General features: G+C 64.3%; 19 protein-coding genes. 5 read left to right on the top strand and 14 right to left on the bottom strand.

Annotation, left to right across the window (positions count from 1 at the left end):
• Positions 1 to 81 precede the first annotated feature (81 nt).
• Positions 82 to 1545, top strand: coding sequence for a membrane-bound lytic murein transglycosylase MltF (gene mltF / locus SFA35_RS05640; RefSeq protein ID WP_320576105.1), 1464 nt, complete (start codon positions 82 to 84; stop codon positions 1543 to 1545).
• A 41-nt stretch (positions 1546 to 1586) separates the two neighbouring features.
• On the opposite strand, the gene tadA is transcribed toward mltF, so the two are convergent.
• From tadA to SFA35_RS05605, 7 genes are all read right to left on the bottom strand, one after another.
• Positions 1587 to 2030: a tRNA adenosine(34) deaminase TadA gene (gene tadA, locus SFA35_RS05635; RefSeq protein ID WP_320578852.1), complete on the bottom strand. Its 444-nt coding sequence runs from the start codon at positions 2028 to 2030 to the stop codon at positions 1587 to 1589.
• A gap of 121 nt (positions 2031 to 2151) precedes the next feature.
• Entirely contained in the window at positions 2152 to 2676 is a 525-nt protein-coding gene (locus SFA35_RS05630) for a DNA-binding protein (RefSeq protein ID WP_320576103.1), read from the bottom strand.
• A 3-nt stretch (positions 2677 to 2679) separates the two neighbouring features.
• Positions 2680 to 2949 (bottom strand): hypothetical protein, encoded by a 270-nt coding sequence (locus SFA35_RS05625; RefSeq protein ID WP_320576102.1) that lies wholly within the window; start codon positions 2947 to 2949, stop codon positions 2680 to 2682.
• 129 nt (positions 2950 to 3078) lie between these two features.
• Positions 3079 to 5676, bottom strand: coding sequence for a membrane-targeted effector domain-containing toxin (locus SFA35_RS05620; RefSeq protein ID WP_320576100.1), 2598 nt, complete (start codon positions 5674 to 5676; stop codon positions 3079 to 3081).
• Between the two features lie 321 nt (positions 5677 to 5997).
• On the bottom strand, positions 5998 to 7575 hold the full coding sequence (guaA, locus tag SFA35_RS05615; protein ID WP_320576097.1) for a glutamine-hydrolyzing GMP synthase: 1578 nt from the start codon (positions 7573 to 7575) through the stop codon (positions 5998 to 6000).
• Between the two features lie 99 nt (positions 7576 to 7674).
• Positions 7675 to 9144: an IMP dehydrogenase gene (gene guaB / locus SFA35_RS05610; RefSeq protein ID WP_320576095.1), complete on the bottom strand. Its 1470-nt coding sequence runs from the start codon at positions 9142 to 9144 to the stop codon at positions 7675 to 7677.
• 96 nt (positions 9145 to 9240) lie between these two features.
• The gene (locus SFA35_RS05605) at positions 9241 to 9798 is read right to left on the bottom strand and encodes a sugar ABC transporter ATPase (protein ID WP_320576087.1); all 558 of its coding nucleotides are present in this window, start codon (positions 9796 to 9798) and stop codon (positions 9241 to 9243) included.
• A gap of 103 nt (positions 9799 to 9901) precedes the next feature.
• Between SFA35_RS05605 and xseA the strand changes: the two genes are divergently transcribed.
• The 4 genes from xseA to SFA35_RS05585 all read left to right on the top strand — a co-directional run bounded on the left by xseA (position 9902) and on the right by SFA35_RS05585 (position 14281).
• The gene (xseA, locus tag SFA35_RS05600) at positions 9902 to 11281 is read left to right on the top strand and encodes an exodeoxyribonuclease VII large subunit (RefSeq protein WP_320578849.1); all 1380 of its coding nucleotides are present in this window, start codon (positions 9902 to 9904) and stop codon (positions 11279 to 11281) included.
• 4 nt (positions 11282 to 11285) lie between these two features.
• A complete protein-coding gene (locus SFA35_RS05595) occupies positions 11286 to 12107 on the top strand; it encodes a peptidoglycan DD-metalloendopeptidase family protein (RefSeq protein WP_320576085.1) in 822 nt (273 codons plus the stop codon).
• 324 nt (positions 12108 to 12431) lie between these two features.
• Positions 12432 to 14102, top strand: coding sequence for a 2-isopropylmalate synthase (gene leuA / locus SFA35_RS05590; RefSeq protein ID WP_320576083.1), 1671 nt, complete (start codon positions 12432 to 12434; stop codon positions 14100 to 14102).
• Positions 14102 to 14281: a hypothetical protein gene (locus SFA35_RS05585; protein WP_320576081.1), complete on the top strand. Its 180-nt coding sequence runs from the start codon at positions 14102 to 14104 to the stop codon at positions 14279 to 14281. Before leuA ends, SFA35_RS05585 begins: the two co-directional genes overlap by 1 nt.
• Positions 14282 to 14370: 89 nt before the next feature.
• Here SFA35_RS05585 and SFA35_RS05580 read toward each other — a convergent pair whose 3' ends face one another.
• The 7 genes from SFA35_RS05580 to ispG all read right to left on the bottom strand — a co-directional run bounded on the left by SFA35_RS05580 (position 14371) and on the right by ispG (position 22309).
• Positions 14371 to 15159: an amidohydrolase gene (locus tag SFA35_RS05580; protein ID WP_320576079.1), complete on the bottom strand. Its 789-nt coding sequence runs from the start codon at positions 15157 to 15159 to the stop codon at positions 14371 to 14373.
• Positions 15147 to 16295, bottom strand: a complete 1149-nt coding sequence (locus tag SFA35_RS05575; protein ID WP_320576078.1) for a pyridoxal phosphate-dependent aminotransferase — start codon at positions 16293 to 16295, stop codon at positions 15147 to 15149. Before SFA35_RS05575 ends, SFA35_RS05580 begins: the two co-directional genes overlap by 13 nt.
• 144 nt (positions 16296 to 16439) lie before the next feature.
• Positions 16440 to 17903, bottom strand: coding sequence for a ribosome biogenesis GTPase Der (der, locus tag SFA35_RS05570; protein WP_320576075.1), 1464 nt, complete (start codon positions 17901 to 17903; stop codon positions 16440 to 16442).
• A 136-nt stretch (positions 17904 to 18039) separates the two neighbouring features.
• Positions 18040 to 19191 carry an outer membrane protein assembly factor BamB gene (bamB, locus tag SFA35_RS05565; RefSeq protein ID WP_320576073.1) on the bottom strand — a complete coding sequence of 384 codons (1152 nt, stop codon included), beginning with the start codon at positions 19189 to 19191 and terminating at the stop codon, positions 18040 to 18042.
• Positions 19184 to 19825 (bottom strand): tetratricopeptide repeat protein, encoded by a 642-nt coding sequence (locus tag SFA35_RS05560; RefSeq protein WP_320576072.1) that lies wholly within the window; start codon positions 19823 to 19825, stop codon positions 19184 to 19186. Before SFA35_RS05560 ends, bamB begins: the two co-directional genes overlap by 8 nt.
• A 53-nt stretch (positions 19826 to 19878) precedes the next feature.
• A complete protein-coding gene (hisS, locus tag SFA35_RS05555) occupies positions 19879 to 21168 on the bottom strand; it encodes a histidine--tRNA ligase (protein WP_320576070.1) in 1290 nt (429 codons plus the stop codon).
• Between the two features lie 31 nt (positions 21169 to 21199).
• On the bottom strand, positions 21200 to 22309 hold the full coding sequence (gene ispG / locus SFA35_RS05550; protein ID WP_320576068.1) for a flavodoxin-dependent (E)-4-hydroxy-3-methylbut-2-enyl-diphosphate synthase: 1110 nt from the start codon (positions 22307 to 22309) through the stop codon (positions 21200 to 21202).
• Between the last annotated feature and the right edge of the window lies 1 nt (position 22310).

The following is a 22310-nucleotide window of genomic DNA, read 5'->3' as shown; positions in this document are numbered from 1 at the left end:
ATCACCCATTGCGGTCGCTAGCAGACTCGCCGCATTCTGTCGATATATGGCGCCGCGAGTGCTTTGCGTATACTGCATGCCATGCCTTCACAAACTGCCCTACGACCGCGCGGTGCCAAGTGGCTCATCGCAGCTGCATTCCTCTTCCTGCTCAGTGGCTGCGTGGATAAACCCAGCACCCTGGAGCGGATCAAGGAAGATGGCGTATTGCGCGTGGTCACCCGCAACAGCCCGGCGACCTACTTCCAGGATCGCAATGGCGAGACCGGCTTCGAATACGAGCTGGTGAAGGGGCTCGCCGACGATTTGGGCGTGGAGCTGAAGATCGAGACCGCCGACAACCTCGATGACGTCTTCGGTGCCCTCGGCAAGCCGAACGGCCCGGTGCTGGCCGCCGCCGGCCTGGTGAGTAGCGCCTCGCGCCAGCAGGAAGTGCGTTTCTCGCACCCCTACCTCGAGGTCAGCCCGCAGGTCATCTACCGCAACGGCCAATCACGCCCCACCGACGCTGCGGATCTCGTGGGCAAGAAAATCATGGTGCTCAAGGGCAGCAGCCACGCCGAGCAACTGGCCGAGTTGAAAAAACAGTACCCGGCGCTGCAGTGGGAAGAGTCCGACGCCGTCGAAGTGGTCGACCTGCTGCGCATGGTCGACGAGGGCCAGATCGACCTGACCCTGGTCGACTCCAACGAAGTGGCGATGAACCAGGTGTACTTCCCCAACGTGCGCGTGGCCTTCGACCTGGGCGACGCCCGCGATCAACGCTGGGCGGTGGCGGCCGGCGAAGACAACAGCCTGCTCGACGAAATCAACAGCTACATCGACAAGGTCAAGAAGAACGGTGCCCTGCAACGCCTGAAGGACCGCTACTACGGCCACGTCGACGTGCTTGGCTATGTTGGCGCCACCACTTTCGCCCAGCACCTGCAGCAACGCCTGCCCAAGTACGAAAAGCATTTCCAGGCGTCGGCCAAGGATGAAAAGGTCGATTGGCGGCTGCTGGCAGCCATCGGTTACCAGGAGTCCATGTGGCAGGCCAGCGTCACCTCCAAGACCGGGGTGCGCGGGCTGATGATGCTGACCCAGAACACCGCCCAGGCCATGGGCGTGGCCAACCGTCTGGACCCGCACCAGAGTATCGCCGGCGGCGCCAAGTACTTCGCCAGCATCAAGGACGGCCTCGATGAAAAGATCGAAGAGCCGGACCGCACCTGGTTCGCCCTGGCCGCCTACAACGTCGGCACCGGGCACCTGGACGACGCCCGCAAACTGGCGGAAAACGACGGACTGGACCCGAACAAATGGCTGGACGTGAAGAAGATGCTGCCGCGCCTGTCCGAGAAGAAGTGGTACAGCAAGACCCGCTACGGCTATGCGCGGGGCGGCGAGCCAGTGCACTTCGTGGCGAACATACGCCGCTACTACGACATCCTGACCTGGGTAACCCAGCCGCAGCTGGAAGGCAGCCAGGTGGCCGAGAGCAACCTGCACGTGCCGGGTGTGGACAAGAGCAAACCGCCAGCAGACCCGCCACCAGGGACTTGAGGCCCAGGATCAAGCACTCGCGCACTGCCCGCTCACACGGGCTACCCCGCCGGCTTGGCCCTTCGCGCTCGGAAGAATTCGCTCAGGATCGCACCGCACTCATCCGCCAGCACCCCGCCCTCGATCTGCAGCCGATGGTTGAGAAACCCCTGGCTGAAGAACTGCCCCTGGCTCTGCGCCACCCCAGCCTTGGGCTCCAGCGCACCAAACACCACCCGCCCCACCCGCGAATGCACGATCAGCCCGGCGCACATGCTGCACGGCTCCAGGGTCACATACAGCGTGCTGCCGGGCAGCCGGTAATTGCTCAGCGCCAGGGCGGCAGCCCGAATGGCGACCATTTCGGCATGGGCACTGGGATCGTGGGTACTGATCGGGCAGTTGAAGCCACGGCCAATGATTTCGCCAGCCTGCACCAGCACCGCGCCCACCGGCACTTCGCCCAGCGCCGCCCCCTCGGCCGCCAGGGCCAGGGCCTGCTGCATGAAGTGTCGATCACGGCTGCGATCGACGATCTGTAACTGTTTCAAAACTCGGTAAACCTCGAAAGCTGTCATCCTCGCATTGCCCGCCATTATCCGGGGGGCCCGACGCAAAGCCCAGCGCTCAGCCGACCCATTTTTCGAAAGGATCATCTGCGCTGCCGGCGAGCCCGGCCCGAGCCCGGGCCAGGTTGGCGCGGCGGGCGCAGCGAGCGACTTCCAGCACTGCGGGGTCCAGCGGGTAACCGCCACGCTGCTGCAGCCACTGAAAAATATCATCCAGATGCCATACCGAGGTGCTGCCCTGGTGCAACGGCAACGGAAAATCGCCACTGTGGGCCAGCATCAATTTGCGCATGTTCTGCCGGCTGACCCCGACGAACTCGGCGGCATCGCTGAGCCCGACCATGTCCGGCGCCGCTTCGATCAGCCGAGCGCCCGGCATGGCAGCCTTGACGTCCGCCAGCGCACTGAGCATGGCTACTTCGGCGCTCGGCGCCTCGCGCTGAAACTTCAGGCCCATGCGCCCTGGCAGGCCGACGCCTACCAGGGCGTCATCGCAGCCGGCCTCGAACAGACGCTCCAACAGGACATCGACGTCGCAATCAGCGGGGTCGAGCTGATAGCTGAGGCGAAAAAGGTATTCCATGATCTATCTCCTTGGCAGCAACACGGCGCCGCCGTCAGGCCCGGTGCAGTTATCCACGATCCGCAGCAGCCGTTTGGCATGGGCCTGGGGGTCGCGGGGCGTGCTCCAGATACAGGTAATGCAATGGTCACCACAGCGACAATCACGGCTGTTGTATGGACAATAAAGCTTGCCCCAGGCATGCCCGCCGCCGAGCTGCAATCGCCAGCCCTGATGTTCGGCGTACCTGAGGGCGTATTCGATGTCCTTGTTGGGGTGCCTTGCGCGTGTCATCCATGACCTCCAGTCTGCCAACATTATTTAGGTTGTCAATTGACAACCTATTACCGGCTTATTCAGAACCCAAGTATGCCTCGGCAGATCCAGCACCCGCTGACGGCAATGGTTACCGCAAGTGGCCGATCAGGGTCGGGTCACCCCAGGCGGGGCCAGCGAGGGATCGAGGAACTCGTAAGGTGCCTCCCGCACCTTCAGCGCCAGCCGCCAGTCGGCCTTGACGACCCCGTCGGGGCGCCCCATCGAGGGCAGGAAAAACTCCCCGGGGTCCAGGGTCATACCCGTCTGCTGGCCCTCCCCCGCATCCACCACCCGTATCGACATCACGTCCTCCAGCTGCGCCAGCCCAGGCACTCCTTTGTAGGTCGAGGCATGGGTATTGCCCACCAGCGCCACCCACTTGCCCACCTGGCCGGCCGCACGGCGGGCAGCGAACACCCGCGAGGCGTAATAACTGAAGACCTGCTGGCGCATGGTGCCGCCGACGTATTCGAACACTTCATCCATGCCGTCCAGCCGGTAACTGGCGGCGCAATCCAGGGCCCTCACCTCGACCCCCTCTCGACGCGCGACTTGCACCAGGCGCGTGAAGGAATATTCGCTGGAGACTTCCAGACCGTGCCCCTGGTCAAGCGCGCGCAGATAGTCCTGCAAGGGTGCTGGCAGCTTGCCGCTTCGCGGCAGGTTCTCCAGCCACTCCTGATGCAGGTCGCTGAGCAGGTGCTCCATATACAAGGTATCCACGCCATTGCGGACCATGGCCTGCATGTTCTCGATGAGCAGACGCTTGCTGGCAATGGCAATGTGCGACTCGCCAATAACCACACCCCGGCTCTGCTGCAGCAGCCGCTGCAACGCCAGTGGCACCGACAGGCTGCTGTCCGGCACCCACTGTGATGAGCGTGGCCGAGGGTTGGCGCGCCACTGCTCGATGAAGGCGACGGCGTCTTCGACCAACCGGCCGCGCAAACGGTTGATCGTCGCCAGGGCCGACTCCAGCCGGTGCCCGGTTTCCAGGCCAAGCCCCGCCAGCAGATTCTTGAACTCGGGGCGATACAGCTCACGCACCTGCACCCTGGCCGATAGCGGCGTCTCGTACAGACGGGTTTGCATGTCGAACACTTCATAATCGTCGGGCAGCGCGGGTGTCACCCTCGCCGTCCCCAGACACCCGCCCCCGCCTCTGAGACAGGGCGGGTCCAGCAGCTCCCATTGCAGCTGTTCATTGAAGCGCACCGGGTGGTTACCGCCGAAGCCATATGGGCGCTTGGGGTCGACAATCAACCAGCATTGCATCTGCGAATCATGCCTGACTCGATAGAAGCGGCCGTCCAGGCGGACGTATTGCAGGCCGTCGACACTGACGATGCCGTTGGCCTCGGGCAACGCCGGCGCCCGGGGTGTCAGCCGTGGCAGGGCCTCGAGCGGCTCGAGCTCGGCCAGTGAAGGGATGGCGCCGGGAAGCAGCAGGGTTGCGTTAAGCAGCAGTTCGACGCCACTGAAAATCGCTGCCAGCAGTGCTGCCTGGCGCTGCGCCGGATCATTGGCATTCACCGCGCGATCGACGTGCAGAGCAAACTTCGACGCACTCGCCACCACGACCACCAGCGCCAAAGGCCAGGCAACCAGCGCGCTGGGGCCCAGCACGCGCAACCCCGCGCCCAGGTAGCCCACCCACAATTGCTTGCGCAGGTCGTCGTTGCCACGCAATCGCAAGTCGGCCTCGGCAGCCATCTGCAGGCGGGTCTGCTCGCACAACCAGCTCCCCGCATCGCCGGCCAGCGCCAGGCACTCGATGCCCGCCCGTGCCTGCCCCAGCGGCTGTGCCCCCAGGGCCTCGAAGGCCTGCCGGCGCAGCACGGCGTCGGCGGCACCCACCAGCGCCGTATGCAACAGCAGATAATCCATGCCCTGGGCATAGCCCAATTCACCGTGCAGCCAAGCCTGCAGCGCGGCATCGCTGGCGAACCCCTCGAACGCCGCCTGGCGCCCCGCCAGGTACAGCAGCCGGCCGCCTGTGGGCGCGGCGAAACACAGCACATTGATCAGGTCGTGACCGGCGATCCGCACCCGGCGCACCGAGACCCCGGCCAGCGCCGGCCGCTCCCCCATGAAGTCGGCGACGGTGGGCGCCATGGCCCGTGCCACACCCAACCCGTCGTAGACCCACTGCACCTGCGCTCGTCTCAGCTCCAGGTCCTGGCACGCCTGCACCGCCGCACATAGGCAATTAAGTCGGATCATGCTGCGCACCGCGTCGGTGTGGCTGTCCCAGAACCGCTTGATGCGCGGGTGATACATCGCGCTGAAATCCGTCTGCCAGAGCGCTTTCATTACCGCAGCGGGCGCCAGCCGGGCTTCGTTGTGCTCATCATAGAAACGCGCCGTAGCATCGGCATGATAGAAACCGCCCATCTGGTGCAGCAGGTCGGCATTGTCCTGGTCGCCGACCCGGAACCTTCGCATCAGCAACTCGGTGAACGTCATGCTTTCCACCGGCGGCCCGACGTGCTCGAAGCCGGTGAAGGTGCGGTGGCTGGACTGACTGTTGCGGAACCGATGCCAGTACAGGGTATCGGGGTCCGCGACCAGGCCCATGGATTGCAGCAGGTGCTGCGCGGTGTCGTGAGCCATCTGGTACAGGTCTGGCAGTTCGACGACGGCGGTCTGCAGAAGCTGCTTGAGGTGCTGGCCGAGCTCGGCAATGGATGCTTGAGAGTCCATTCTTGATCCTCCGGGGTGGTGGGAATCCGGAGTATCGAAACGGGCGGTGAGTCGTGGGCATTGCATAGAGCAATGGGATGGAACGATACACCGCCGGTTGCAATGGCTTTCGTCCACACAGGCGGTGACCATTGCGGATCATGGCGGACTTCTACATCTGGCTACCCGCAGCAAGCTTCACCGACGCTTGCATCCGGGCGCGGTCAGGGCAGGACGGCTGAAAATGTTCAATTTGCCAGACCCAAAAAGCCAAAAGCCCGCAATTACGCGGGCTCTAGGGCATTTCTTGCTAGATCGTGCCGGTCAATGCCGGACGCCCAATCATTCCCACTCGATCGTCGCCGGCGGCTTGCTCGACACATCATAGGTCACCCGCGAGATCCCTTCGATCTCGTTGATGATGCGCCCGCTCACCGTCTCCAGCAGCTCATAGGGCAGGTGCGCCCAACGAGCGGTCATGAAGTCGATGGTCTCTACCGCGCGCAGGGCCACGACCCAGGCGTAGCGGCGGCCGTCGCCGACCACGCCGACCGACTTGACCGGCTGGAACACCACGAAGGCCTGGCTGACCTTGTGGTACCAGTCGGCCTTGCGCAGTTCTTCGATGAAGATGTGGTCGGCACGCCGCAGCAGGTCGGCGTATTCCTTCTTCACTTCGCCGAGGATGCGTACGCCCAGGCCCGGGCCGGGGAATGGGTGGCGGTAGACCATGTCGTACGGCAGGCCGAGCTCCAGGCCGAGACGGCGGACTTCGTCCTTGAACAGCTCGCGCAGCGGCTCGACCAGCTTGAGGTTCATTTCCTCGGGCAGGCCGCCGACGTTGTGGTGCGACTTGATCACGTGGGCCTTGCCGCTCTTGGCGCCGGCCGACTCGATCACATCGGGGTAGATGGTGCCTTGGGCGAGGAACTTGATGTTGTCCAGCTTGCTGGCTTCGGCGTCGAACACGTCGATGAAGGTGCGGCCGATGATCTTGCGCTTCTTCTCGGGGTCCGCCTCGCCTTCGAGGTTGCCGAGGAACTGTGCTTCGGCGTTGGCGCGGATGACCTTGACGCCCATGTTCTCGGCGAACATGGCCATGACCTGCTCACCTTCGTGCAGGCGCAGCAAACCGTTGTCGACGAAGACGCAGGTCAGCTGGTCACCGATGGCCTTGTGCAACAGTGCGGCAACGACCGACGAGTCGACGCCGCCGGACAGGCCCAGCAGGACGTTGTCGCTGCCGACCTGGGCGCGTACCTGGGCAATGGCGTCTTCGGCGATCTTCGACGGCGTCCACAGCGCTTCACAGCCGCAGATGTCGAGGATGAAGCGCGACAGGATACGCCCGCCCTGCTTGGTGTGGGTCACTTCAGGGTGGAACTGCACGCCGTAGTAGCGGCGATCGTCGTTGAACATGCCGGCGATCGGGCAGCTCGGGGTGCTGGCCAGGATGTGGAAGTCTTCCGGCATTTTGGTGACCTTGTCACCGTGGCTCATCCACACGTCGAGGCCGAACAGGCCGTCGGCGTCGATGTGGTCTTCGATGCCGTCGAGCAGGCGGCTCTTGCCGACCACGTCGACACGGGCGTAGCCGAACTCGCGCAGCTCGGAGCCTTCGACCTTGCCGCCCAGTTGCTCGGCCATGGTCTGCATGCCGTAGCAGATGCCGAATACCGGCACGCCGAGGTCGAACACCGCCTGCGGGCAACGTGGGCTGTCGGCGACGTGGACCGACTCGGGGCCGCCGGCGAGGATGACGCCCTTGGGCGCGAACTGGCGGATCGCTTCGTCGTCCATGTCGAACGGATGCAGTTCGCAGTACACGCCGATCTCGCGCACGCGGCGGGCGATCAGCTGGGTGTACTGGGAACCGAAATCGAGGATCAGGATACGGTGGGCGTGGATGTCGAGGGCCATGACTCAATCTCGTCAGAGGTAATCAGAAACGACACGGGGCTGAATCAACAGCCCCGCTTGCTTAATCAGCCGTGGCGCCGGCGGGCGCCACGTTCACTATCACCCTACGCGATAGTTGGGCGCTTCCTTGGTGATCTGCACGTCGTGGACGTGGGATTCAGCCATGCCGGCGCCGGTGATGCGGACGAACTCCGGCTTGGTGCGCATCTCTTCGATGTTGGCGCTGCCGGTGTAGCCCATGGACGACCGCAGGCCGCCCATCAGTTGATGCAGGATGGCGCCGAGGGCGCCCTTGTACGGCACACGGCCTTCGATGCCTTCCGGGACCAGCTTCTCGGCACCGGCCGAGGAGTCCTGGAAGTAGCGGTCCGAGGAGCCCTGGGTCTGCGACATGGCGCCCAGCGAGCCCATGCCGCGATAGGCCTTGTAGGAACGCCCCTGGAACAGTTCGATCTCGCCAGGAGCCTCTTCGGTACCGGCGAACATCGAACCCATCATGACGCTGGAAGCGCCGGCCACGATGGCCTTGGACAGGTCACCGGAGAAGCGGATGCCACCGTCGGCGATCAACGGGATACCGGTGCCTTCAAGGGCCGCCGCGACGTTGGCGATGGCGCTGATCTGCGGCACGCCGACACCGGCGACGATGCGCGTGGTGCAGATGGAGCCGGGGCCGATGCCGACCTTGACGGCATCGGCGCCGGCTTCGATCAGCGCCTTGGCGGCAGCGCCGGTGGCGATGTTGCCGCCGATCACCTGCACTTCCGGGAAGTTCTGCTTGACCCAGCGCACGCGGTCGATCACGCCTTTGGAGTGGCCGTGGGCAGTGTCGACCACGATCACGTCAACGCCGGCGGCGACCAGGGCTGCCACGCGCTCGCCGGTGTCCTTGCCGGTGCCGACGGCAGCGCCGACGCGCAGGCGAGCCTGGTCGTCCTTGCTGGCCAGCGGGTAGGCCTTGGCTTTCTCGATGTCCTTGACGGTCATCATGCCCTTGAGGTTGAACTGACCGTCGACGATCAGGACTTTTTCCAGGCGGTGCTTGTGCAGCAGGTCGCGAACGGTTTCCTTGTCGGCGCCTTCGCGCACGGTGACCAGGCGCTCCTTGGGCGTCATCACTTCACGCACCGGGATGTCCAGGCGATTCTCGAAGCGCACGTCGCGGGAGGTGACGATGCCGACCAGGCCGCCATCGTGCAGCACCGGGACGCCGGAGATGTTGTGCTGGCGGGTCAGTTCGAACAAATCACGCACCGTGGCGTCGGCCTCGATGGTGATCGGGTCCTTGACCACGCCGGCCTCGAACTTCTTGACCTTGCGCACCTCGCCAGCCTGCTGCTCGATGGTCATGTTCTTGTGGATGATGCCGATACCGCCTTCCTGCGCCATGGCAATGGCCAGGCGGGCTTCGGTAACGGTGTCCATGGCAGCGGAGACAAGCGGAATGTTCAGCGAGATGCCGCGGGTCAATTGGGTCTTGAGACTGACTTCGTTGGGCAGTACTTCGGAATAACCGGGCACTAGGAGAATGTCGTCGAAGGTCAGGGCTTCTTGGCTGATACGCAGCATCGCGGGGGCTCCCGAGCGGGAAAATGGAAGCGCGCCATTGTACCCAAACATGCCCCGACAATAAAGGCATAGATAACGTTCGATGAAAAATGCCGCCTAGCGGCTGTTCATGTAGACCGACACGTGGGCCACCGGTTGGTCGAGCCAATCGGCGAACTCGGCAACGAAGGCCTTCTTCAGCCCTGCCCTTTCCCAATTGTTGAAGATGAACCCCAGGTTGCTGAAGGCGCACGGCTGGAGAAAGATGAAACCGTTGATGTCGTCTTCATGGCCGCATTCCGGGCAGGCGAAATTGTCGGTGTGGCCGGGCATCCACTCCTCCAGGCTGTCGAACAAGGCCTCGCCGACTTCGCGGCGGCATTGCGGGCAGCCGGCCTCCTGCAGGAAACCGTCCTGGGGGGTGCAGATGCAGCGGTCGGTGATCACTTCCAGGCCGTTGACCACGTCGCCGAACGGCAGCAGCTCCGGGCGCTCGACCACCGCCCGGGCGCCGGCCGAGATGGCGTAGGCCATGCGGTTGCCGCTGGCGCCGCAGGTGCTCGGCTGCTCTTCGATGATGTCCTTGCGCACCAGCCAACGGAGGATGGCACGCGCGCGCGGCTCGTGCACCGGCAGGGTGGAAATTCGCGGGGCGATAATGGCTTGGGTCTGCATGCGCAACCTTTGAGAACGTGGCTCGGGTGAATACACCATGGCGATCCTCAAGCAACCCGGTCGGGGATGGTTGCAGGCAGCGAATGCATCTATCATGCCCGGCATGATTAAAGATCCTTTCGCCAGGCTCAACCTGGACCGCGAAGTGCTCACCGTCAGCCAGCTCAATGGCCGGGCGCGGGTGCTGCTTGAAGACGTGTTCACTAACATATGGGTGGAGGGCGAGATTTCCAACCTCGCTCGCCCTGCCTCGGGGCACGTCTACTTTACCCTCAAGGACAGTGGTGCGCAGGTACGCTGCGCGCTGTTCCGGCAAAACGCCCAGCGCGTGCGCCAGGCATTGAAGGATGGCCTGGCGGTGAAGGTGCGCGGCAAGGTCTCGTTGTTCGAGGGCCGCGGCGACTATCAGCTGATTCTCGACACCGTGGAACCGGCCGGCGACGGCGCGCTGCGCCTGGCGTTCGACGCGCTGAAGGACAAGCTGCAGGCCGAGGGCCTGTTCAGCGCCGAGCGCAAGGTGGCGCTGCCGGCCCACCCGCAGCGCATCGCCATTGTCAGTTCGCCCACCGGCGCGGTGATCCGCGACATCATCAGTGTGTTCCGCCGCCGCGCGCCGCAGGTGCGACTGACCCTGGTGCCCACCGCCGTGCAGGGCCGCGAGGCCATCACGCAGATCGTCCGCGCCCTGAAACTGGCCGATGCGCGCGGTTTCGACGCGATCATCCTGGCCCGCGGCGGCGGGTCGCTGGAGGACCTCTGGTGCTTCAACGAAGAAGCCGTGGCCCGCGCCATCGACGCCTGCGTGACGCCGATCGTCAGCGCCGTCGGCCATGAAACCGATGTATCGATCAGCGACTTCGTCGCCGACGTGCGTGCGCCTACGCCGTCGGCCGCTGCCGAGTTGCTGGCACCCGACTCCAGCGACCTGGTGCGCCGAGTAGAGAGCCTTGAGCGACGCCTGCTGCTGCGCATGCAGAACCGCTTGCGCCACGACCGCCTGCGCCTGGATGGGATGGCCGCGCGCCTGCGCCATCCCGGCGAGCGGCTGCGCCAGCAGGCCCAGCGCCTTGACGACCTGGACATGCGCATGCGCCGAGCTTTCGAACACCGCCTGCGCAACCGCCGCGAGCGCATGGAGCGGCTCGAGGGCCGCTTGGCCGCGCAGCATCCGGGGCGCACCCTGGCGCTGCTCAAGCAGCGGGTCGAAGCCTTGGCCGCACGACTGCCGCGAGCCATGAACGAAGCGCTGAAGGATCGTCGGCAGCTGTTGCAGGCGCAGATGCAGACCCTGCACGTGGTCAGCCCGCTGGCGACCCTGGGCCGTGGCTACAGCATCCTGCTGGATGAGCGCGGCCAGGCCATCCGTAGCGCCGAGCAGACCCGCACCGGCCAGCGCCTCAAGGCACGCCTGGGCGAAGGCGAGCTGGACGTGCGGGTGGAGGACAACCACCTCACGCCGGTCACCTTGTCTCTTCTGGATTGAGCCGATGCCACGTCTGTTCGCTGTGTTGCTGCTTTGCCTGAGTTGCAGCGCCCACGCTGCCGACAGCTACCTGACCCGCTTGCTGAACAAGCCGGTGCCCGGGGGCGTCGCGGTGATCGACCTGGGCACCGGGGCTGTTGCGCCAACGGCGCGTTACGACGGCAAGCCGGTGCTGGTGGTGCGCGAGCAGGACACCTGGCGCGCCATCGTCGGCGTGCCGCTGAGCGTCCAGCCCGGCCCTCAGCAAGTGAGCAGCGGCGGCCGCACCCTGACGTTCACGGTGGGTGCCAAGCACTACCCCGAACAGCACATCACCTTGAAGAACACCCGCCAGGTCAACCCGAACCCGGCGGACCTGAGCCGCATCAACGCCGAGCTGGCCGTGCAGACCACCGCCTACCGCAGCTTCAGCCCCGGTACACCGAGCAACCTGCTGCTCGACAAGCCGGTGAACGGGCCGCTGTCGAGCCGCTTCGGCGTGCGCCGCTTCTTCAACGGCGAGGAGCGCAACCCCCACGCCGGCCTGGACTTCGCCGTGCCCGCCGGCACGCCGATCAAGACCCCAGCGGCAGGCAAGGTCATCCTCGTCGGCGATTACTTCTTCAATGGCAACACGGTGTTCGTCGACCATGGGCAGGGCTTCATCAGCATGTTCTGCCACATGTCGAAGATCGACGTGAAAATGGGCCAGGGGCTGGCCCGTGGCGAAGTGGTGGGCCGCGTCGGATCGACCGGGCGCGCGACCGGGCCGCACATGCACTGGAACATCAGCCTGAACGATGTTCGGGTCGACCCGGCGATCTTTATCGGGGCGTTTCAGCCTTGATCTAATCACTGTGCGTTAATTGCGCCCGCTCAGGCCGTGGCGCAATCGAGCACGTCCAAAATACCGAACGCCGCGATAAATTCTCGTAAAAAATACTCATAGAGCAGCTTCTACCAATTTTTTTCGCACGCTTGCGATCTTTACCTCCAGTGGTTAGGGTTGAAGCATGAAAACAGCTCACACCCTCATTCAGCTTCGCCAACACCGCAGCCTCTGCCTGGTCAGTGCACGACTGCCTGGCTAGATCGCGTCGCCTCGCCCTTCATCTTTTTTCGCTTGCCGGCAGGCCCTTTCACCCGCGGCTGCAACTCAAGGATTGCTCACATGACCATGCTCAAAGACCCGTCGAAAAAATACCGCGCCTTCCCGACCATCGACCTGCCCGACCGCACCTGGCCGTCCAAGGCCATCACGGTGGCGCCGATCTGGTGCAGCTCGGACCTGCGCGATGGCAACCAGTCGCTGATCGAGCCGATGGATTCGGTCAAGAAGCTGCGCTTCTGGAAGACCCTGGTGGCCGTGGGCGTCAAGGAAATCGAAGCCTCCTTCCCATCCGCTTCGCAGACCGACTTCGACTTCGTGCGCACCTTGATCGAAGACGGCCACATCCCCGACGACACCACCATCCAGGTGCTGACCCAGGCCCGTGAAGACCTGATCGCGCGCACCTTCGAATCCCTCAAGGGCGCCAAGAAGGCCATCGTTCACCTGTACAACGCCACCTCGCCGTCCTTCCGCAAGATCGTCTTCAACCAGGACAAGCAGGGCGTCAAGGAGATCGCGGTCAACGCGGCCAAGCTGTTCGTCAAGTACGCCGCCAAGCAGCCGGAAACCCAGTGGACCTTCCAGTACTCGCCGGAAACCTTCAGCGCCACCGAACTGGAATTCGCCAAGGAAGTCTGTGACGCGGTCATCGAAGTGTGGAACCCGACCCCGCAGAACAAGGTGATCCTCAACCTGCCGGCCACCGTGGAAGTCTCCACGCCGAACATCTACGCCGACCAGATCGAGTGGTTCGGCCGTCATGTGTCGCGCCGCGACAGCGTGCTTATCAGCCTGCACACCCACAACGACCGCGGCACCGGCGTGGCCGCCACCGAGCTGGGCCTGATGGCCGGCGCCGACCGCGTAGAAGGCTGCCTGTTCGGCAACGGCGAACGCACCGGCAACGTCGACCTGGTGACCTTGGCGCTGAACCTCTACACCCAGGGCATCGACCCCGAGCTGGACTTCTCCGACATCGACGGCGTGCGCAAGGTCGTCGAAGAGTGCAACCAGCTGCCGGTGCACCCGCGCCACCCCTACGTCGGCGACCTGGTTCATACCGCGTTCTCCGGCTCGCACCAGGATGCGATCCGCAAGGGCTTCACCCAGCAGAAGGAAGACACCCTCTGGGAAGTGCCGTACCTGCCGATCGACCCGGCCGACATCGGCCGTAGCTACGAGGCGGTGATCCGCGTCAACAGCCAGTCGGGCAAGGGCGGCATCACCTACCTGCTGGAACAGGAATACGGCATCAGCCTGCCGCGCCGCATGCAGATCGAATTCAGCCAGGTGGTACAGGCCGAAACCGACCGCGTGGGCCTGGAGATGACCGCGCAGCAGATCTACGCCTTGCTGCACAAGGAATACCTGCAAGCCAACGTGCCCTACGCCTTGATCAGCCACCGCCTGCAGGAAGAGAACGGCAACAGCGCGGTCAACGTCGAAGTGCACAGCGACGGCGAAACCCAGAACTGGCGCGGCAAGGGCAACGGCGCCCTGGAGGCCCTGGTGGCGGCCTTGCCGATCGGTGTCGAGATCATGGACTACAACGAACATGCCATCGGCGCCGGCACCAACGCCAAGGCCGCCGCCTACATCGAGCTGCGCGTGGCGGGTGGCCGCCCAGTGCACGGGGTGGGTGTGGATGAGAACATCACCACGGCCAGTTTCCGCGCGCTGTTCAGCGCGCTGAACCGTTCACTGAGCCAGCAGGAAGCGAAAGCAGCCTGATGCAGGAGCCGGCGCAGCTGGCGAAGGCAGTAACTCGGTTCAACAAGCTCGGCGATCGCGGCGTATCGCTCGCCAGCTTCGCCGGCTCCTACGCCACCGGTGGCGTCACCCGAATTGGCGTAGGAGCCGGCGCAGCTGGCGACGGCATCACCTCGGTGTTCGGGCGGATGACCGGGTGAGATTGCAGCCCGTGACCAACCATGACGGGCGTCCGGGGTTGCCTGGGTCGCCAGCTTCGCCGGCTCCTACGCTATCGATGCTTCTTTCTTCAGCGCAATTCAAACCCATCGGCATCCAGATAGGCCGGGAATCGCTCCCGGTAGGCCGTCAATTCAGCCCTGCTGAGGCTGACATGAAACACCCCATCCGCCTCCCCCGCACACACCAGGCTTTCGCCCTGGAAGTCCAGCACCTGGCTGTCGCCGGTGTAGGCAAAGCCTTTGCCGTCCACGCCTATCCGATTGACCGCTGCCACATAGCACAGGTTTTCGATGGCTCGCGCCGGTAGCAGGCGGTTCCAGTGCAGGCGCCGGGCGCCTGGCCAGTTGGCGGTGTAGAGGATCAGGTCGGTGTGCGCAGGGTCGCGGCTCCACACCGGGAAGCGCAGGTCGTAGCAGACCAGCGGGCGGATGTTCCAGCCATTGAGGGTAAAACGTACCTGCTGCTCGCCAGCGGTGTAATGCTGATGCTCGCCAGCCATGCGGAACAGGTGGCGCTTGTCGTAGTGCAGCACCTGGCCATCGGGCTGGGCCCAGAGCAGGCGGTTACGGTAGCTGCCATCGGCGGCCTGCACGATGACGCTGCCGGTGACCACGGCCATCAGCCGCTGTGCCTGGGCACGCAGCCACTGAGTGGTGGGCCCCTCCTGCGGCTCGGCGAGCTGCGCGGAATCCATCGAGAAACCCGTGGTGAACATCTCCGGGAGAACGATCAGGTCGGCGCCCCGGGCTTCTTCCAGCAACGGCTCGAGGTGGGTCAGGTTGGCGTTGCGGTCGTGCCAGACCAGGGTGGTCTGGACCAGGGCCAGCTTTAATGACGGGGCGGCTAGATCTGACATAGCTTGTGCGCCGCCTCGCGCAGCGTCTCCTCACGTTTGGCGAAGCACAGGCGAATCAGGCGCTGCCCGGGCTCGGCCGTCTGGTATAGCGCCGACACCGGGATTGCCGCCACACCGTGTTCGCGAGTCATCCACTGGGCCATTTCGATGTCGTTCATGTCCGGCTGGATTGCCGCGTAGTCGAGCAATTGGAAATAGGTGCCCGGCGCGGGAGTGAAGGCAAAGCGCGAGCCCTTGAGCAGGTCGCAGAACAGGTCACGCTTGGCCTGATAGAAAGCTGGCAGCTGTTCGACGTGTTCCGGGTGCGCGGCCATGTGGTCGGCCAACGCCCACTGCAGCGGGGTCACTCCGCAGAAGTTGACGTACTGATGCACCTTGCGCAACTCGGCGGTCAGCGCTGGCGGAGCCACCACGTAGCCGGTCTTCCAACCGGTGACGTGGTAGGTCTTGCCGAACGAGCTGACCACGAACGCGCGCGGGTACAGCTGTTCGTGGGCCAGCACGCTGGCATGCTGCACGCCGTCGTAGATCAGGTGCTCGTAGACTTCGTCGCTGATGATGTAGATGTCCCGGTCGGCGATCAGCGCAGCCAGCTGGTCGAGGTCGGCGCGGGTAATCAAGGCGCCGGTCGGGTTGTGCGGGCTGTTGATGACCACCATGCGCGTGCGTGGGCTGAGCGCATCGGTGAAGCGCTGCCAGTCGATGGAGAAGTCCAGCGGGTCGAGCTTGACGTGCACGCAGTGGCCGCCAGCCAGCTGCACCGAAGGGCCGTAGCTGTCGTAGCACGGGTCGAAGATGATCACCTCGTCGCCAGGGCGGACCACCGCCTGGATGGCGCAGAAGATGCCTTCGGTGGCACCCGGGGTGATGGTGATCTCGCTGTCCGGGTTGACGTCGGCGGCATAGGCCCGGGCGATCTTCGCCGCCACCTGCTGGCGCAGGGCTGGCAGGCCGGTCATCGGCGCGTATTGATTGTGGCCGGCCAGCACGTGCTGCGCGGCGGCGTCGAGCAGGCCTTGCGGGCCGTTGAAATCAGGGAAACCCTGGGACAGGTTGATCGCACCCACTTCGGCAGCGAGCTGAGACATGGTAGTGAAGATGGTGGTGCCGACATTCGGCAACTTGCTGCTGATCATGGGGCAGGAACCTGGGCGGGTGATGGCGCAGGATAGCCCATGTGAAGTGGCGGATGAAACATGCTGAAAAACTTGCGGCCTTCACCCGCCTCCACGTACCAGGTGGGAGCGGGCGCAGACCGCAAGCTGTTCGAAAGCGACCGATCAGCGCTTGTCGCGGCGCTTCTTGTCGGCCTTCTTGTGGTGCGACATCAAGCGGCGCTTCTTGTTGACCTGGCGGTCGGTCAGGGTGTTCTTGTTGCCTTCATACGGGTTCTCGCCACCCTTGAACTCGATGCGGATCGGCGTACCCACCAGCTTGAGCACCCGGCGATAGGTGTTTTCCAGGTAGCGAACATAGGAGTTCGGCACCTTTTCGACCTGGTTGCCGTGGATCACGATCAGCGGCGGGTTGGCGCCACCGAGGTGGGCATAGCGCAGCTTGATGCGGCGGCTGTTGACCATCGGCGGTTGGTGCTCCTGCACCGCATCTTCGAGGATCTGCGTCAGGCGGCTGGTCGGCCAGCGGGTGATCGCTGACTTGAACGAGTTCTGCACCGAAGCGTAAAGGTTGCCCACGCCGGTACCGTGCAGCGCCGAGATGAAGTGGATGTCGGCGAAGTCGACGAAGAACAGCCGGCGCTCCAGCTCGACCTTGACGAAGTCGCGCTCGCTCGGTTGCATGCCGTCCCACTTGTTCAGGGCGATGACGATGGCGCGGCCGGCTTCCAGGGCGAAGCCCAGCAGGTTGAGGTCGTGGTCGACCACCCCTTCGCGGGCGTCCATGACAAAGATCACCACGTTGGCGTCCTTGATCGCCTGCAGCGTCTTGACCACCGAGAACTTCTCGACTTCCTCGTGGATCTTGCCGCGCTTGCGCACCCCGGCGGTGTCGATGAGGGTGTACTTCTCCTCGTTGCGCTCGAACGGGATGTAGATGCTGTCGCGGGTGGTGCCCGGCTGGTCGTAGACGATGACCCGGTCTTCACCGAGCATGCGGTTGACCAGGGTCGACTTGCCAACGTTCGGCCGACCGATGATGGCGATCTTGATGCCATCCTTCTCGCTCGGCCCAGGTATGCGCACCTGCTCTTCGCCTTCGGCGACGTCGGCGCCGAGGTCTTCTTCCTCGACGTCACGCGGGAACTCACCCAGCGCGGCTTCGAGCAAGGTGTTCACGCCGCGGCCCTGGGCACCGGCCACACCGATGGCGTGGCCCATGCCCAGCGGCGCGAATTCGGCGCGGGCCATTTCCGGATCGATGTTGTCGATCTTGTTGGCCACCAGGATAGAGCGCTTGTTGCGCTTGCGCAGGTGCTCGGCAATCATCTGGTCGGCGGCGGTATAACCGGCGCGGGCATCGACCAGGAACAGCACGACATCGGCTTCTTCGATGGCCAGCAGCGACTGCTCGGCCATTTTTTCGTCCATGCCGTGTTCGTCACCGGAAATACCACCGGTGTCGACCAGAATGTAGGAACGCCCTTGCCAGCGCGCCTCACCGTATTGGCGATCACGAGTCAGACCAGACAGGTCGCCTACGATCGCATCGCGGCTTTTGGTCAGGCGGTTGAACATGGTGGACTTGCCGACGTTCGGTCGGCCCACCAGGGCGATTACGGGAACCATGCGGCTCTCCACTGCGTTATTTCAGAAAATACAAAGGCCGCTGCAGGCAGCGGCCGAAGTTCGTGCACCTCTCCAGGAGGTGGCTTGAGCCCCATCACCCAAACGTCAGTGGCTGGCCTCAAGCATAGTCAAAGCCTTACTTGATGGTGAGGGCTTCGAGTTTACCGCTATTACCGAATACATAAATCATGTTGCCGACCACCAGCGGACGCGCCCGCAGGCCGTCGCCGTCGATCTTCTCGCGGCCAACGAAGCGACCGTCGACCTGGCTGAGCAGGTGCAGGTAGCCTTCGAAGTCGCCGACAGCCACATAGCTGGAGAACACTTCCGGGGCCGACAGCTGGCGGCGGGCCAGCGAATCGTTGGTCCACAGGGCGCTGGTGGAACGTTCGTCGACGCTTTCGACGGTGCCGTTGGCCAAGGCTACGTAGACGCTGCCAAAGCCCTGGGCGACACCGGCATAGCTCGACGCATCGCGCTGCCAGTTGACCCGGCCGCTTTCCAGATCCAGGCCGGCCATGCGGCCCTGATAGCTGGCGACGTACAGGGTGCCGTTGTTGAGCAGCAGGCCACCGTCGATGTCGACCACACGCTCCAGCTCCGAGCGACCGCTCGGAATGGCCACGCGGGTTTCCCACACCGGCACGCCGTTGCGGGTATCCAAGGCCACGACCTTGCCGGTCGAAAGGCCGGCGACGGCCAGGTGATCGGTGACGATCGGTGCGCCAGTACCGCGCAGGGTCAGCACCGCAGGAGTGCTGTCATACAGCCAGCGCTGGGTGCCGGTGGCAGCATCGACGCCGACGACACGGTCGTCCTGGGTCTGTACGACGACGATGTCGCCGTTGGTGGCAGGGGGAGCCAGTACTTCGCTGCCGACCTTGGCGCGCCATTTTTCTTCACCATTGCTGGCGTCCAGGGCGATCACTTCACCGCGCAGGGTGCCCAGCAGGACCAGGCCGGAACCGACGCCGACGGCACCGGAAACCGGTTGCTCGAGGCTCTTCTTCCAGTTCACGTCGCCGGTCATGCGGTTCAGCGAAACCACTTCGCCGGTCACGTCGGCGGCGTAGATATGCTCGCCTTCAACCGCGGGTACCAGCATGTTATAGGTCTTGCCCTGGCCGTCGCCGATCGAGCGGCTCCATTCCTTGTGCAGCGAGACTTCTTCCTTGAACGGAGTCAGTTCCGCCGGCGGCAGTTCTTTCTTGCTGTTGCTGCTGCAACCCGCGGCCAGAAGGGCCAGAGCCAGCAATGCTGCATGTTTCCAACGGATCACGTCACGCATCCCCTTTGGCCAGGTCGTCCAGCTTGATTTGCAGGCCACCGACCGCTGCCTCGTCGGACAGTGCGGCCTTGGCTTTTTGGTAGGCAGCGTAGGCGTCGTCATGCCGGCCGAGTTTCACCAGCAGGTCGCCCTTGAGCTCTTCGCGCGTGGCGACGAACGCCTGGTCGGTGTCACCGTCGAGCAGTTTGAGGCCTTCATCGGCCTTGTTCTGCGCGGCCAGCACCTGCGCCAGGCGCTGGCGGGCCAGCTCGCCGAGCGTGGCGTTGGCCGGCTTGTCGTTGACCGACTTGAGCTCGGCAGCGGCGTCATCCAGCTTGCCGGCGTCGACCGCGACCTTGGCCACGAACAGGCTGCCGTACTGCGCGTAGGCGCTGCCGGCATACTGCGACTTGAGCTTGCCGGCAATGTCGGCCACCTGCGCGGCGTCCGGCTTGCCACCCGGGGTCAACGCCGACTCCAGCAGCTGCTGATACAGGTTGGAGGCGCCCTGGCTCTGGTTGCTCTGGTAGCGGGTCCAGGCCTGCCAGCCGAACACGATCACCAGCGCCAGCAGGCCGCCTGTGACCAAGGGCTTGCCGTTGCGCTGCCACCAGTCTTTCAGCTCGGCGATCTGTTCATCTTCGGTATTCGACACCCAAACACTCCTTCTCACAAATTCGGCCTGACGGAGACGTCAGGCAGCCGGCTTCAAGCCTGCACAGCGCAGGTCGCCAGGTGCTCGGCGAGAGCATCCCAGGCAATATTCTGTTGCTCGCCCTGGCCGCGCAGGGGCTTGACGCCAACCTGGCGCGCGGCCATTTCGTCGTCACCAAGAATCAGGGCAAACAACGCCCCGCTCTTGTCGGCCTTCTTGAACTGGCTCTTGAAGCTACCCGCGCCGGCGTTGATCTGCAGGCGCAGGGTCGGCAGTTCGTCGCGCAGCCGCTCGGCCAACGCCAGCCCGGCCAACTCGGCTGCTTCGCCAAAGGCGCAGAGGTAGACATCGACCTGGCGGGCGATGGATTCAGGCACCTTGCCCAGGGTCTCGAGCATCAGGATCAGGCGCTCGATGCCCATGGCGAAACCCACACCCGGGGTCGGCTTGCCGCCCATCTGCTCGACCAGGCCGTCGTAGCGGCCACCGGCGCAGACCGTGCCCTGGGCGCCGAGCTTGTCGGTGACCCATTCGAAAACGGTCTTGCTGTAGTAGTCCAGGCCACGCACCAGCTTGGGATTGATCACATAAGGGATGCCGACAGCATCGAGGCGCGCCTTCAGGCCCTCGAAGTGCACCCGCGACTCTTCGTCCAGGTAGTCGGCCAGCTTCGGCGCGTCGACCAGGATGGCCTGGGTCTCGGGGTGCTTGGTGTCGAGCACACGCAGCGGGTTGGTCTTCAGGCGGCGCTGGCTGTCTTCGTCGAGCACGGCGATGTGCTGGGTGAGGAACTCCACCAGGGCGTCACGATAACGCGCGCGCGCCTCGCTGGTGCCCAGGCTGTTGAGCTCCAGCTTGACCGCGTCGCGAATGCCCAGCAGGCCCCACAGGCGCCAGGTCAGCACGATCAGCTCGGCGTCGATGTCCGGCCCTTCGAGGTTGAACACCTCCAGGCCGATCTGGTGAAACTGCCGATAGCGGCCCTTCTGCGGGCGCTCGTGGCGAAACATCGGGCCCACGTACCAGAGCTTCTGCACCTGGCCGCCGCCGCTGATGCCGTGCTCGAGCACGGCGCGCACACAGGCAGCCGTGCCTTCAGGGCGCAGGGTCAGCGAATCGCCGTTGCGATCCTCGAAGGTGTACATCTCTTTTTCGACGATGTCGGTGACTTCGCCGATCGAGCGCTTGAAAAGCTCGGTGAACTCGACGATCGGCGTGCGAATCTGCCGATAGCCATAGGTGTCCAGCAAACCAGCCACGGTGCCTTCGAAGTAACGCCACAGGGGCGACTGGTCCGGCAGGATGTCGTTCATGCCACGGATGGCTTGCAAAGACTTGCTCACAAAATGTCCTTAAAACTCTTTATTCGGCGGTTCAGCCGCGGGCGATCAGTGCCGCGTCGGCTTCGACCTTTTCGGCCGCTTTCTGGCGGATGAGCTTTTCCAGCTCCTCGACCAGATTGTCGTTGTTCAGCTTCTGCGATGGCTTGCCGTCGATGTAGATCAGGTTCGGCGTGCCGCCGGTCAGCCCCACGTGGGCTTCCTTGGCTTCACCCGGGCCGTTGACCACACAACCGATCACCGCCACGTCCAGCGGCACCAGCAGGTCTTCCAGGCGCCCTTCCAGCTCGTTCATGGTCTTGACCACATCGAAGTTCTGCCGCGAGCAGCTCGGGCAGGCGATGAAGTTGATGCCACGCGAACGCAGGCGCAGGGACTTGAGGATGTCGTAGCCGACCTTCACTTCTTCGACCGGGTCGGCCGCCAGCGAGATACGGATGGTGTCGCCGATGCCGTCGGCCAGCAGCATACCTAGGCCGACCGCAGATTTCACCGTGCCCGAGCGCAAACCACCGGCTTCGGTGATGCCCAGGTGCAACGGCTGGATGATCTGCTTGGCCAGCAGGCGGTACGCCTCGACGGCCATGAACACGTCCGAAGCCTTGACGCTGACCTTGAAGTCCTGGAAATCCAGGCGCTGCAGGTGCTCGACATGACGCAGGGCCGACTCCACCAACGCTTCGGGCGTCGGCTCGCCGTATTTCTTCTGCAGGTCCTTTTCCAGCGAGCCGGCATTGACCCCGATACGGATCGGGATGCCGCGGTCGCGGGCGGCATCGACCACCGCGCGCACGCGGTCTTCACGGCCGATGTTGCCCGGGTTGATGCGCAGGCAATCGACGCCCAGCTCGGCCACGCGCAGGGCGATCCGGTAGTCGAAGTGGATGTCGGCGACCAGCGGCACCTGCACCCGCTGCTTGATGCGGCCGAAGGCTTCGGCAGCATCCATGTCAGGCACCGAGACGCGCACGATGTCGACGCCGGCCGCGACCAGACGCTCGATCTGGCCGACGGTGGCGTCGACGTCGTTGGTGTCGGTGTTGGTCATGCTCTGCACTGCGATCGGGGCATCGCCGCCGACCGGCACCGAGCCGACCCAGATCTTGCGCGAAACGCGCCGCTTGATAGGAGATTCGCCGTGCATG

The organism is Pseudomonas sp. HR96 (genome assembly GCF_034059295.1).
Classification (GTDB): Bacteria; Pseudomonadota; Gammaproteobacteria; order Pseudomonadales; family Pseudomonadaceae; genus Aquipseudomonas.
The sequence above is the reverse complement of the archived record's forward strand: the minus strand, read 5'-3'. Positions and strand labels throughout refer to the sequence as shown.